Genomic DNA, 14,249 nt, shown 5'->3' on the forward strand with positions numbered 1-14,249 from the left:
CTGAAATGACAACTAATCAATTTTTTACATTAGAAACAGATGAAAATGGAATCGTAATCATCACAATGGATATGAAGGATTATCCTTTTAATATGTTTGTGAGCGATTTCTTAAAATTATACTTCGAAACTTTACAAGTTGAGTTAGCCAAACCAGAAGTGAAAGGTTCAATTTTACGTTCGGCTCGTCCAGAATTTATGGCAGGAGCAGACATCAATTTATTATTGAACAAACCTGGAGATGCCGAAGCGTTCTTAAAAGATTTATTAAGTTTCCACGAGCAATCGCTAAAATTAGAAGAATTCAAAAAACCGATGGTCGTTTTAATTAACGGAAACTGTTTAGGTGGTGGATACGAATTATCGTTAATGAATAATCGCCGTATCGCATTAGCAGGTTCGTACCAAATCGGATTACCAGAAGCCAAATTAGGACTATTCCCAGGTGGTGGAGGTACCATTAAGTTATCTCGTTTATTCGGATTAGAGAAAACAGCTAAAATTGTTTTACAAGGACAAACGTTCCGTCCAGCTGATGCTTTGAAAGAAGGTTTAATCGACGAAATGGTTGAAACACCAGAAGAATTATTAGCGAAAGGAAAAGCGTTTATTTTGGCGAATCCACAAGTGGAACAACCTTGGTCGAATCCAAAACATAAAATTCCAGGTGGAGGTTTAAAAACACCATCAGGTTATATGACAATGGTCGGATCAATCGGAAACTTACGTAAAAACTCTTACGGAAATTACCCAGGATTAAACTACGCTTTACAAGCCTTACACGATAGTATCGATTTACCGATGAATCGTGCGTTAGAAATCGAAGCGCGTTATTTTACAAAAGCGTTGTATTCGGATGTAACGACAAACATTATTCGTACAGGATTCTTCGGGATTAACGATGCGAAAAAAGGAAAATCTAAACCGAAAGGATTCGAAAAGAAAAACGTTCAAAAATTAGGGATTTTAGGTGCTGGAATGATGGGTGCCGGAATTGCTTATGTATCGGCAAAAGCGGGAATGGATGTGGTTTTAAAAGATGTTTCGGTTGAAAATGCTGAAAAAGGTAAAGCATACTCAGAAAATTTATTGAAAGGAGCAATTGCAAAAGGTCGTTCGACGCAAGAAAAAGCAGATGCACTTTTAAACAAGATATTACCTACAGCTACGGTAGATGATTTAAAAGATTGTGATTTAATCATCGAGGCTGTATTTGAAGACCCTCAATTAAAAGCTATTGTAACAAAAGAAAGTGAACCAATGATTAAATCTGACGGTTTCTTCGCATCTAATACATCAACATTGCCAATTTCTCGTTTAGCAGAAGCTTCTGTCAATCCAGAGAAATTCATTGGTATTCACTTCTTTTCGCCGGTTGATAAAATGCCATTGGTAGAAATCATTGTTGGGAAACAAACGTCTGACGAAACATTAGCACACGCGATTGATTATGTGACGCAAATTGGTAAAGTTCCGATTGTCGTAAATGATTCGCACGGATTCTTTACTTCACGTGTATTTGGTTTCTACAATTTCGAAGCAGCGGCAATGGTGTTAGAAGGAATTAATCCACAAACGATCGAAAATGTAGCAAAACAAGCCGGAATGGCAATTGGACCTTTAGCGGTGATGGATGAGGTTTCGATTGAATTAATTTTACGCGTTATCGCACAAAAAGAATCATTAAACGAAAACGAAAAACAACTAAAAGATTTCTTCCAAAAAATGGCTGATGCAGGTCGTTTAGGGAAAAAAGTAGGAAAAGGTTTCTACGATTACCCAGAAGGAGGAAAGAAAACACTTTGGAAAAACGAATTCGTTGAAGTCAAAGCAGAACAAACAGTATCGAACGAGGATATTGCGAAGCGTTTAATGCACGCGATGGCTTTAGATAGCTACCGTTGTTTAGAAGAAGGCGTTTTAAATACGACTTTAGATGGAGATATCGGATCGATGTTAGGATTAGGTTTCGCACCACATACTGGAGGAGTTTTCTCTTACATTGATATGGTAGGAATCCAACAATTCGTAGCAGATTGTGATCGTTTCTTACCTAACGGAAATCAATGGGAAGTGCCACAATCATTACGCGATTTAGCCGCTCAGAATTTCAAATTCTATACAGGAAATACTCAAAATTGGACAAAAAAATAAGTTTATAAAAACACACAAAATCACAAAAAAATGAAATCACTTTATTTTAATGAAGACCACGAATTATTTCGTCAATCGGTAATTGAATATATTAATAAAAAGAAACCATTCTTCGACCAATGGGAAGAAGATCGTCAAGTTCCAAAATCGGTTTGGAAAGAGATGGGAGAGATGGGATTTTTAGGTTTAATGTACGATGAAAAGTACGGCGGATCGAATGTAGATTTCTTCTATTCTGTTATCTTAATGGAGGAAATGGCAAAAGCCGGAAATGCTGGTTTATTAGGAGGTTTCTCTGTTCACTCGTATATGGCAACAAACCATATCAATAACATTGGATCAGAAGAATTAAAACAAAAATATTTAGTACCCTCTATTTCAGGTGATATTTTAGGAGCCATTGCTTTTACAGAGCCAAATGCAGGTTCAGATGTACAAGGAATTACAACTTTTGCAAAGAAAGAAGGGGATCATTACATCATTAATGGTTCTAAAACCTACATTACAAGTGGATGTTCAGCGGATTATTTCTTAACATTATGTAAGACAGAAGCTGGTTTTGATATTATCGTTATCGATGGGGATGCACCTGGAATTACACGTAATAAATTAAATAAAATCGGATTACACTCTTCGGATACGGCAGAAATTTTCTTCCAAGATGTGAAAATTCCAACCTCTAATTTAGTTGGAAATGAAGGAATGGGATTCTATTATGTCATGGAGTCTTTCCAATTAGAGCGTTTATGTTGTGCAATTATGGCGATTGGAGCAATGGATACAATTATTGCTGAAACGTTAGAGTTTATGAAGAATCGTAAAGCGTTTGGTCGTCCAATTGCTTACTTCCAAGTATTACGTCACCGTTTAGCGGATTATTGTACAGATTTAGAGTGTATTCGCTCGTTAACGTATGAAACGTGTTGGCGTTTTATGAATGGAGAATATGCGATTAAACAAGCTTCAATGTGTAAATTAAAAGCAACAGAGTTACAGAATGAAGTAGTTGCTGGATGTTTACAAATGCACGGTGGAGCAGGATATATGGAAGATTATCCAATTGCGCGTTATTTCCGTGATGCGCGTGTCGGAACAATCTATGGTGGTTCTTCCGAGATTATGCGTGAGATTATCGCTAAGGTGGTCGTGGACGACGTACAATTTGGTAAAGTCTATTAATGTGTTTTTAATATAGATATTTCTTGATTTTTATGGTGAAATCAGAAAATGTTAAAGTAGCAAACAAGGATTGCAGTCCTTGAATGCTACTTTTTTTATAAAATTAAAACGGTAAATGATGAACATATTAAACGGAATAAAAATTCTTGATTTTTCAAGGTTACTTCCAGGTCCAATGGCAACTAAGCAATTGATGCAAATGGGCGCGGAAGTAATAAAAATAGAACATCCGAAAAAACCTGAACTAACGCGATTAATTCCACCTTTTGAGGATGGAATATCAGTTTCTTATTTGATGGTGAATAAAGGTAAAGAAGTTCGTCAAATTCAATACGAAACAGAAGAAGGTAGAAATGAAATTTATGAATTGGTAAAAGAAGTGGATGTATTAATCGAAACGTTTCGTCCTGGAACGATGCAGAAATTAGGTTTTGATTATCAAACGTTAAAAACCATTAATCCTAAATTAATTTATGTTTCGTGTACTTCTTATGGTCAATCTGGACCTTATGCACATTTGGCTGGACATGATCTTAATTTTATGGCTTATTCTGGTTTATTAGCAAATAATAAAAATATTGATGGAAATATTACGATGCCTTCTTATCAAGTAGTAGATTTATATGGAGGAACGGAGCAAATTATCAATTCGGTTTTATTAGGAATTATTCAGCGTTCAAATACAGAAAAAGGCGATTGGTTTGATGTTTCGATTACCGAAGCAGCATTACCGATGAATGCGTTATTGGCGCCGCCTGTTTGGTACAATGAGAAGGCTCAAGCGTTTGATGTTTTAAGTGGTAAATTACCGCATTATACCTACTACAAATGTAAAGATGATAAGTTTGTTGTTTTGGCTGGTTTGGAAGATAAATTTTGGCAAAATTTATGCACGAAATTAGGACGTGAAGAGTGGAAATCCGAAAACTTAATGACTTTGATTCATCGTCAAGATATTCGTCAAGAATTAATCGATTTATTTTTAACTAAAACTAGAGATGAATGGGTTGAATTTTTCCAAGATACAGAAGTTTGTTTTTCGCCTGTTTTAGAGTTTGAAGAAACATTATCTAATCCTCATTTTACTGAAAAGGGAAGTTTTGAATTTACTGAAGATGGAAAACATATTATTGGATTTAAGCTAGGTATTAAGCAATTAAGTGATTCTTAAAAATTAAAGTAGAGTTATTAAATTTTTGGTAAGATAATTGTTTAAATATTCTTGGTTGAAAATTATTTAAAAATGAAAATCTTAAAGAAATTAAGTCTTATTCTAACTTTTGGTTTTATAGGTTTGTTCATCTATTCTTGCAATGGTACAACTAGTATTCATGGAATAGAAAATAAATCTAAACATAAAAAACATGGAAAAAAATATCCACGTTACGATGTTAAATATGAAAGCCATAAGAGAAATTTACCTCCTGGTCATAAGAAAAAAGTTTATGGTGATCAATCAGCAAAAAAGCACGCACCTGGACATAATAAACATAAAATTCACAAAAATTCTATTAAAAAAGGAAAAGGAAGTTTTAAAGGTGGCAAAGGAAAAAGCCATGGAAAAAAACATCACTAAAATCAAAAAGGCTGAAAACTTAAGTTTTCAGCCTTTTTGATTTAATATCTAAAACCGTATTAGTCTACGACTTCCATTTCTATGTTTAAAATTCCAGCGTTAATAGATCCTATTTCAGTAAATGCTGCTCTACTTAAGTCTAAAACTCTTGATTTTGAATGTGGTCCTCTATCATTAATTTTAACAATAACAGATTTTCCATTTCTAACATTTGTTACTTTTACTTTTGTACCAAATGGTAAAGTTTTGTGTGCAGCTGTGTACTCGTTTTTGTTGTATAATTCGCCGCTTGATGTTTTACTTCCGTGAAATTTATCTGCGTACCAAGAAACAATACCAGTTAATTTTTCTTTAGCTTCTTCTACAGCTTCGGAAACTTCGTTTGTAGTAGATTTTTCTTCCTTTGAAGTTGTGTTTTTTAACTCTTTTTCTTTGATAGGGTTAGAGTTTTCAACTGTAAATAAATCTGTAGTTAAATTACTCTCAGCTTTTGCTATTGGAGCGATCATAATGATCGTTAATATTGCGAAAATGCTTCTTCTCATCCGTTAGATTTTCTGATTATATATCTAAGATAGGGAACGAAGTGATAGAAAAAGCATGGTGCCGAAGATCTGTATAGTTATTCAATTTTAATCAATCTATAACTCGCTTATAATCTACGATTCAAGAATATGTTAAATTATAGTTAAAAAAAAGTGTAAATATTAAAATTTTTAAGAAAAAGGTAACTTTTAGATTTAAATAATTTAAAATCAATGTATTAGTTAAATTATTCTATCTAAATGAGAATTAAAGAACATTTTAATTTTCGTTAATTCCATCACTTTTTTAATAATTTCAGCACGATCATTATCACTCATCTCAGGATTTTTCGTTGAATCCATTAACAGTTTTATTTCTTTCTCTATATATAAAGCTTTAAACCTTAGTAATACATCAAATAAATCTTTTGCAATAGAATCTTCGATAGATTTGGTAGTAATTCCTTGTTTTAATTTCCAATTTTCACTGATTGAATGAGAATCAATCATCATTTGGGTAGCTAATTGAGTTACATTTTGATCGGTAGATCTAGAAAAATAATTTCCACTTCTTAATTCATTGTTTTCTAAACCAATTTCAACCTCATTTATAATATTTTGGTAAAGCGGATTAGATAATTTAAGATCGTTATGATTAAATTGATTGATAATTTCTTCAATCACTGTGGTAACATATATTTCGTTCTGATCATTTTTTAATTCAACTTCCAAATCACCAAATTGCATTATAAGTTTAATGATTTCATCTTCAATAACAGTTAAATTATTAACAACAATTTTTTTGTCGTTGGTAGGAATTATTGTTAAATCACTTTTTTTATCAACAATAGGTGAAATAGGTTCTTCTCTATTATTGATTTGCGCTAAAGTTTTGAAAAGTACATCTTCACGTATTTCCATAATTTTAGCAGTTTCCATAACATATAATTCTCGCTGAATCATGTTAGGAATTAAAGCAATGGATTTGATAATTTCCCTGATTAATTCTGATTTTTTAACAGGATCTTGTTTAGCTTCCTCTAAAAGAAGATTTGCTTTGAATTTGATGAAATCGGTAGAATTTTCTTTTATATACGTCGAAAGCTCGGATGATGAATGTTTTCTTGCAAAAGAATCTGGATCTTCGCCATCTGGTAAAGGCAAAATTTTAACGTTCAATTCTTGAGCTAAAATCATATCAATACCACGAAAAGAAGCTCTAATACCAGCAGCATCACCGTCGTACATCACTGTTACATGAGAGGTAAGACGTTTAATCATTACAATTTGCTCCTTCGTTAATGCTGTTCCAGAACTTGCCACAACATTTTCTATACCGGCCTGATGCATAGAAAGAACATCAGTGTAACCTTCAACTAATAAACATTCGTCTTGTTTTAAGATCGCCTGTTTAGCTTGAAAAAGTCCATATAAAGTTTTACTCTTAAAGTAAATTTCGTTTTCAGGTGAATTTAAATATTTGGCAGCTTTTACATCGTTACGCAATATTCGACCTCCGAAACCAATTGGTCGTCCAGAATAACTATAAATAGGAAAAATAACACGTTCTCTAAATTTATCAAAACGTTTTCCATCTTCTTTATAACTAACTAAACCAGAAGCTTCAATAATTTCTTTAGAATACCCTTTTTTTTCAGCATATTCAGCGAAAGCATCCCATTTATTTGGAGAATATCCTAACTCAAATCGTTTAATAATTTCATTTGAAAATCCACGTTCTTTGAAATATGATAAACCAATCATATTTCCTTCTTCAGATTCATGAAGTTGATTAACAAAAAAGTTTTTAGCAACTTCTGTTAAGATATATAGACTTTCTTTCGTTTTTTGAGCTTCTTTTTGCTCTGGCGAAAAATTAGTATCCTCTTCAATTTCTATGTTGTATCGTTTAGCTAACCAACGAAGTGCTTCGGGATAGCTAAATTGTTCCAATTCCATCAGAAATGATACGACATTTCCACCTTTTCCGGTTGAAAAATCTTTCCAAATTTGCTTCGCCGGAGAGACTACAAAAGATGGTGTTTTTTCGTCAGTAAAAGGAGAAAGTCCTTTCAAACTACTTCCTGCACGTTTTAACTGTACAAAATCACCAATTACTTCCTCAACTCTGGCAGTGTTAAAAATGGTATCAATGGAATTTTTAGAAATCAATTTTTTATTTTTTAAATAAGTGGATTAAGTAATACTAAAATATTTTTCAACTTTAATATCCTTCAACTTTAGATATTTTTTCAATTTAATAATTCTTCAAAATTAGATAATATTAAAATAAGATAGATAAAAATGAGTTTTTTAATTTTCTATTTTCTATAAATAATTGAAGATTTAGTTTTAAATGTGAAAGGATATGATTAAATTAGATAGAATTAAAAATAAGATTTTATATTTTTATTTAACTCTACTCCAGTTTGTTAAAACTTTTATTTATATCAACTTTATTATTGGTATGATATTGGTGTAAATTTATAAGCATAAACTGAAATAGAAAATGAAAAAAACTATCCTAAAAATGATGTTTGTTGGAATTTTAGCAACTGCATTCACTACATCTTGCTCAACTACACTACCTGGAATTACAAAACCTACTGATAATAATTCAATCTTAGGAAAATGGGAGTTAGATTACCTTGCTACAAATGATGGTAAATCTTTAGTAGATAGTTTTCCTAATGGAGCACCTTATTTAAATTTTGTTTCAAATACTTTATTAAATGGTTCTGATGGTTGTAATACATTAAATGGAACTGTAGATGTAAAAGGAAATGAAATAACTTTTGGAAATTTAGCATCAACAATGAAGGCTTGTCAAGGTGTAAATGACTATGCATTCAATTCTAAATTAAAAGGAAATTTAAAATATTCGATAAGTGATGATACGTTAACTTTAATCCAAGGGGATATTGCAGTTATGAGATTTAAAAGACCAACAGCTTTACAAGGAACTTGGGTTTTAGAAGAATTTATTGGAAAAGATCGTTCTGCTAAAACTTTAGATCAACGTTTTCCTAATAAAAAACCAACGGTTACTTTCCAAAATAACCAAATTTCTGGAACTAATGGATGTAATAATTTAACAGGTGGTTACTTAGCAGTTGGTAAAACTATTAAAATGGGAAATATCGCTACAACCAGAATGGCATGTGATGGGGTAGATGAAGCAAGTTTTAATGAACGTTTTAATGCCACTAACTCTTACGAAATTTCTAATGGTAAATTAATTTTGTATGCAGATGGTGTAAAAACTATGGTTTTTGGTAACTTAAAACAACCAAGATAATTTATAATAAGTAAATATAATATGAAAGCTGTTCGTTAAGAGCAGCTTTTTTTATTGTTATATTTGTACTTCAAATTCAAAAATTAAATGAAATTTCCAAGAATATATCAATTAGATGAAGTAGCGTCTATTATTGATGCAAAATATATAGGTGATGCTAATTTTCCGGTTCATGGAATTAATGAAATTCATCGAGTAGAAGCTGGTGATATTGTTTTCGTAGATCATCCAAAATATTATGATAAAGCGTTAGAATCTGCTGCGACTATCGTTTTAATTAATAAAGAAGTCGAGTGTCCTGAAGGGAAAGCTTTGTTAATATCTGATGATCCATTTCGTGATTTTGTAAAAATTGGTCAGCATTTTTTACCTTTCTTAGAAGCTACTAAAAATATTAGTGAAACTGCAGAAATTGGTGAAGGAACAATTATTCAACCGGGAGCTTTCATCGGAAACCACGTTAAAATTGGTAAAAATTGTGTAATCCATTCTAATGTTTCTATCAACGACTATTCTATCATCGGTGATAATGCAATAATTCGTTCAGGAACTGTTTTAGGTGCTGATGCATTCTATTACAAAAAGAGAGAAACAGGATTTGATCGCATGAAATCTGTAGGAAATGTTATCATAGAAGATAACGTAGAAATTGGAGCAAATTGTACGATAGATCGTGGTGTTACTGCATCAACAATTATTGGGGAAGGAACGATAATGGATAATTTAATTCAGATTGGACATGATACAATAATAGGTAAAAGATGTTTAATTGCATCGCAAGCAGGAATTGCTGGATGTGTTATTGTAGAAGATGAAGTTTCTATTTGGGGACAAGTTGGTATTACTAGTGGTGTAACCATTGGATCAAAAGCGGTAATACTTGCGCAAGCAGGTGTAAGCAAATCTTTAGAGGGTGGAAAATCTTATTTTGGAACTCCCGCAGAAGAAGCAAGAGGTTTATATAAAAAGAAGGCAATGACCGAGTTAATGGTTAGAGATTTTAAAAGAAAATAATATATTTATTTAAAACCGACATTGTTGTCGGTTTTTTTATGACAAAAATCTTACTGGTTTTAGTGATTTTTCAATAAAACATAGTGTATTTTTTACATTGAATTGTTTTTTAAATTAATTCAAACATCTATATTTGTCTAAATTAAAAATCACAATGTCTGTATTAGTAAACAAAGATTCGAGAATAATCGTACAAGGATTCACTGGAAAAGAAGGAACTTACCACGCTGAACAAATGATTGAGTACGGAACAAACGTAGTAGGAGGTGTAACACCAGGTAAAGGAGGTCAAACTCACTTAGGATTACCAATTTTCAATACTGTAAAAGATGCAGTTGTTGAAGCAGGTGCTGACGTATCTATTATCTTCGTTCCACCAGCATTCGCAGGAGACGCTGTAATGGAAGCTGCAGAAGCTGGTATTAAAGTTATCATTTGTATTACAGAAGGTATTCCAGTTGAAGATATGGTAAAAGTTCAAGCATACGTAGATCAAAGAGATGTTACGTTAATTGGACCAAACTGTCCTGGAGTTATTACATCTGAAGAAGCTAAAGTTGGTATTATGCCAGGATTTATCTTTAAAAAAGGTAAAGTAGGTATTGTATCTAAATCAGGAACTTTAACTTATGAAGCTGCTGACCAAGTAGTAAAAGCTGGATACGGAATTTCTACAGCTATCGGTATTGGTGGTGATCCAATTATTGGAACTACAACTAAAGAAGCTGTTGAATTATTCATGAACGATCCAGAAACTGAATTAATCGTTATGATTGGTGAAATTGGTGGACAATTAGAAGCTGAAGCTGCTCGTTGGATTAAAGATAACGGTACTAAACCAGTTGTAGGTTTCATTGCAGGACAAACTGCTCCTAAAGGACGTACAATGGGGCACGCAGGTGCTATCGTTGGTGGTGCTGATGATACTGCTGAGGCTAAAATGAAAATTATGTCTGAGTGTGGTATTCACGTTGTTGCTTCTCCAGCTGATATCGGAGCTACAGTAGCAAAAGTATTAGGATAATAAATACAAGATTTAGTTTATATAGAAAAGGCGAACCATTTGGTTCGCCTTTTTTTATCTTATTTAGGATTATGCTTCCATTGCTTTTCCAGCTTTACGGAATAAGAATTTCCCGTAGATATGTCTTTTTGCAAAACGGCTTGCAGAATCTGCATTACACATTTTACCAAATACATTTTTAGGAACTCCTAAGTATTCGAAAGTTGTTCCGTCTAAGTGAATAACAGTTAAAACTTGTTTTTCTAAATAGAAATCTTGAATAATAAAATTATCAAACGTTTCGTTGTATTCTGCTTGTAATTTTTCGTGTGTTTCGTTATTGATACTTACTAAAAAGTGGTAGGCTTCAATTACAACTTTACTTCTTTCTTCAGCTTCTAATTTTCCAGCTTCATCATCAACAAATTTATCTGGATGCGAATCTTTCATCGCGTTTCTGTAAATTGTTTTTAATTGTTTTAAAGTAACATCTTTATCAACTCCTAACAATCTTCTGTATTCAATAACTCTTTTCATATTCTAAAAATTCCTTCTTATCGGCGTGCAAAAGTAGTCTAATTAAATAACTTTATCATTATCAAAAAGTTTACTTATGAAAATATTATGAATAAATCTTATAGAGATGATAATAGAAAATTTTAGTATTATTGTATTACAATCTTCTCTTGAAAAGCTTTTCCGGTGATGTCGATTGCTTTGATGATGTAAGTGCCTTTTGGTAAAAACTGCACCTCAATTTCTTGAATTAATCCACTCTTCGCTTTTTGAGTGATTACTTTTTGTCCGACTAAATTGTAAACTTCTATCAACGAATCTTGATAAATAAATCCATTGATAAAAACTTTATCTTTCGCAGGATTTGGATAGATTTTTAGCGTAGAAGTTGAGATATCCGAAGTGTTTAAATCAGGATTAAAACCGAATTTCGCTAAGAATAATTGACCATAGTCTCTATTGTCAGGTAAATAGCTATAGTATTGTTGATACGTATTAGGTGTAGTTATATCTTTTGGGCTATCCGTGTGTCCTGCTAAATAAAAGGTTTCGTCATTAATCGGTAATAAACTAGGTAAAAATTCATTTCCATTACTTCCATAAAAACTCCCCCAAACTAATTGTCCATTGGGGTTAAATTTCATCATTAAAAGATCAGAATTACCGGCATTTGTTGGTCTAAATGTATGCTCATCAAATGAAATCTCTGTACTTCCAGTAGAGGCTGTGAAATAAAGATAATTATGATTAAAAAATAGATTCTTTTGACTTAAAGAAAACATTTCAGTTTCACTTCCACCGATATAAGTACCCCAAATTGGATTAAAATTAAAATCTAATTTTGCTAAATAATAATCTGTATATCCACCTCCAAAAGTTGGTTGATAACTGTTGGATGTAATGAATGGTGTATTGTCAGAAAAAATGGATGTATCCCCGGAAATGTATATCGCATCATTAGTTACTTCAATATCTGCTAAAGTAAGTATATCAGATTCTCCATAATAAGTAGCTAATTCTCTTTGACCATTTGAAGGATTAAAACGAGCTAAACTTAAAATAGAAGGTGTTGTTTGATAAGCATTATCCGTAATCCAAGGAAAATTAAGGGTAGAATATATTTGTAAAATCATATATAATTTATCATTAGCGTAAGCTAAATCAATAATTCTACCATCACCATAATATGTACTCCAAACCAATTGCCCATTGGAATTTAATTTAAATATCAAACCATTTCCTTCCGAATTCCCATTTAAATGAGCTGTAAATTCTGGATAGAATGTACCTTCAGTCGTTATTCCGTTTCTAACCGTTGTAGTACCTGCCCCATATATATTTCCTAATTCATCAATCGTAATATTGTTATACCAATTCACCGTAATCGGTAAATATGTCGTCCAGATGGAATTAAAATCAGTATCTAATTTTGATATTAATAATATTAACCTATTCCAATCCTCTTGTGGTTCAGAAAACCAAACATTAACTGAACCTAAATCTCTACGTAATGTCCTTCCATAAATAATGATCTCGTTATTATCATCTAACTGAATATCTTCAATTTCGTAAGGTAAATAACCTGAATTAATAATTTCACCATCAGTGTTGAATTTAGCGATATACGAAACGCGATAATCATCGGTTTGATACATCATAGGATTATTAGTAGGATGGATAAAATTTTGAAAGTATTCGCGAATCACAGGGTGATTAATACTAATATTTGGATTAAAATGAGATCCAGCAACAATGATATTCCCATTATTATCTTTAACAATTTTAGGAAAATTTAATCCATTCCCACCTACATAAGTACTCCAAAGGCGATCATATTCATTAAACCCTTGGGCTTGTAGAAAGGTGGTGATAAATGTAAATAAGAGTAAAAGTTTGTGTTTCATATGAGTGTGTTGTGTTAATTTCTGTAAGCGAATATATCTAATTAATAAAAAGCAACCTAACTATATTAGCTAGGTTGTAGAAGGATTATTGTTCAGAAAAAGTTATATACATATGTTCTCCTATACTAAAAGCCCCTCCTCTTGCTATTGATGTTCCATTTCCACCTGTCCATTGGTGAGGTAAACTGTTATCACAGGCCTGCCCAGTTATAAAACTTAAAACAGTACCATCTTGTAGCATTGGATTAGATTGATGCATGGTTTTAAAATTAAAATTAGACCATTCAAATGTTCCATTAACAAATAATTCTGTCGATTTATTTCTGAAATTTGAAGGAATTACTAATGTTGAATTATGATAAACTTGTCTAGAAAGAGACAAGTTTGTAGCGTTAGTTAACATTAAATTATTGTTATCTGCAGTAGTCCAATCACCTGGATACATTTCTAAATCATAAATTACAAGATAATCATTACAATTCAATGTGTTTTTAGCAGTAAGATGCCCATAAATTAAATAATTTTCTGTATCATTTAGAATAGTAAATGGTCTTGCCGCATTCACAGTAGTTAAAGTACATACAGCTGATAATAGTAATATCTTTTTCATAATTATTATTTGTTTGTGTAGATAGAAAATGCTTTGTTTAAAATTTGGTTCAAGTCACCGTTTGTTTCTGCTTTTAATTCTTCTTCTGTAATACCAGTTGAGTAAATTAACTCTAAAGCAGCAGGATAAAGAATTTGTTTACGTTCAGGAGATAACTCGTTACCGTATTTTTCTGTGTATTCTTTAGTCGGTAAATATCTCAATTGGCTCATCTCTTTAATCGCTTTTTTAAATCCAAGTGCATAAGGATCTTGATTCGTCGCCTTCTGACTTAATTTTGTTTTTGGAGCACTTTCAATCTTTTGTGCATCATCCTCTGCACAAGAAAATAATGCTAGAGACATTCCAAGCATTACTAATAATTTGTTTTTCATAATGTGTTAATTTTATTTGTGTTAACTGTTTAAAAATAAATAATTTGTTGTTTTAATAAAAACTAAATTGATAACAATGTATATATCTTTACATAATT

13 protein-coding genes are annotated in these 14,249 nt (G+C 31.9%); 7 read left to right on the forward strand and 6 right to left on the reverse strand.

Features of this window, described 5'->3' with window-relative positions; all coding sequences use genetic code 11:
• Window positions 1-5 precede the first annotated feature (5 nt).
• The 4 genes from J9309_RS08840 (at window position 6) to J9309_RS08855 (ending at window position 4,908) form a co-directional block, all read left to right on the forward strand.
• A complete protein-coding gene (locus J9309_RS08840) occupies window positions 6-2,153 on the forward strand; it encodes a 3-hydroxyacyl-CoA dehydrogenase NAD-binding domain-containing protein (RefSeq protein ID WP_230475524.1) in 2,148 nt (715 codons plus the stop codon).
• A 30-nt stretch (window positions 2,154-2,183) separates the two neighbouring features.
• Window positions 2,184-3,332, forward strand: a complete 1,149-nt coding sequence (locus J9309_RS08845; protein ID WP_230475525.1) for an acyl-CoA dehydrogenase family protein — start codon at window positions 2,184-2,186, stop codon at window positions 3,330-3,332.
• 115 nt (window positions 3,333-3,447) lie between these two features.
• Window positions 3,448-4,503: a CaiB/BaiF CoA transferase family protein gene (locus J9309_RS08850; RefSeq protein WP_230475526.1), complete on the forward strand. Its 1,056-nt coding sequence runs from the start codon at window positions 3,448-3,450 to the stop codon at window positions 4,501-4,503.
• Window positions 4,504-4,575: 72 nt separating this feature from the next.
• A complete protein-coding gene (locus tag J9309_RS08855) occupies window positions 4,576-4,908 on the forward strand; it encodes a hypothetical protein (protein WP_230475527.1) in 333 nt (110 codons plus the stop codon).
• Between the two features lie 59 nt (window positions 4,909-4,967).
• Here the strand turns inward: J9309_RS08855 and J9309_RS08860 are convergent, their stop codons facing one another.
• Together J9309_RS08860 and dnaG are read right to left on the reverse strand one after the other, a co-directional pair.
• A complete protein-coding gene (locus J9309_RS08860; RefSeq protein ID WP_230475528.1) occupies window positions 4,968-5,453 on the reverse strand; it encodes a septal ring lytic transglycosylase RlpA family protein in 486 nt (161 codons plus the stop codon).
• Between the two features lie 222 nt (window positions 5,454-5,675).
• Window positions 5,676-7,604 (reverse strand): DNA primase, encoded by a 1,929-nt coding sequence (gene dnaG / locus J9309_RS08865; protein ID WP_230475529.1) that lies wholly within the window; start codon window positions 7,602-7,604, stop codon window positions 5,676-5,678.
• A 337-nt stretch (window positions 7,605-7,941) separates the two neighbouring features.
• On the opposite strand from dnaG, the gene J9309_RS08870 reads away from it, so the two are divergent.
• The 3 genes from J9309_RS08870 (at window position 7,942) to sucD (ending at window position 10,768) form a co-directional block, all read left to right on the forward strand.
• Complete coding sequence (locus J9309_RS08870; protein WP_230475530.1) at window positions 7,942-8,730, forward strand: META domain-containing protein; 789 nt, start codon at window positions 7,942-7,944, stop codon at window positions 8,728-8,730.
• Window positions 8,731-8,817: 87 nt separating this feature from the next.
• A complete protein-coding gene (locus J9309_RS08875; RefSeq protein ID WP_230475531.1) occupies window positions 8,818-9,744 on the forward strand; it encodes a UDP-3-O-(3-hydroxymyristoyl)glucosamine N-acyltransferase in 927 nt (308 codons plus the stop codon).
• A 154-nt stretch (window positions 9,745-9,898) separates the two neighbouring features.
• Window positions 9,899-10,768, forward strand: coding sequence for a succinate--CoA ligase subunit alpha (gene sucD, locus J9309_RS08880; RefSeq protein WP_230475532.1), 870 nt, complete (start codon window positions 9,899-9,901; stop codon window positions 10,766-10,768).
• A gap of 69 nt (window positions 10,769-10,837) precedes the next feature.
• Here the strand turns inward: sucD and J9309_RS08885 are convergent, their stop codons facing one another.
• The 4 genes from J9309_RS08885 to J9309_RS08900 form a co-directional block, all read right to left on the reverse strand.
• On the reverse strand, window positions 10,838-11,284 hold the full coding sequence (locus J9309_RS08885) for a KTSC domain-containing protein (protein ID WP_230475533.1): 447 nt from the start codon (window positions 11,282-11,284) through the stop codon (window positions 10,838-10,840).
• Window positions 11,285-11,412: 128 nt separating this feature from the next.
• A complete protein-coding gene (locus tag J9309_RS08890) occupies window positions 11,413-13,167 on the reverse strand; it encodes a T9SS type A sorting domain-containing protein (protein WP_230475534.1) in 1,755 nt (584 codons plus the stop codon).
• Window positions 13,168-13,252: 85 nt separating this feature from the next.
• Complete coding sequence (locus J9309_RS08895; protein WP_230475535.1) at window positions 13,253-13,777, reverse strand: hypothetical protein; 525 nt, start codon at window positions 13,775-13,777, stop codon at window positions 13,253-13,255.
• Between the two features lie 5 nt (window positions 13,778-13,782).
• Window positions 13,783-14,151: a hypothetical protein gene (locus tag J9309_RS08900; RefSeq protein ID WP_230475536.1), complete on the reverse strand. Its 369-nt coding sequence runs from the start codon at window positions 14,149-14,151 to the stop codon at window positions 13,783-13,785.
• Window positions 14,152-14,249: the final 98 nt, after the last annotated feature.

The organism is Faecalibacter bovis, from assembly GCF_017948305.1.
GTDB classification, from domain to species: domain Bacteria; phylum Bacteroidota; class Bacteroidia; order Flavobacteriales; family Weeksellaceae; genus Empedobacter; species Empedobacter bovis.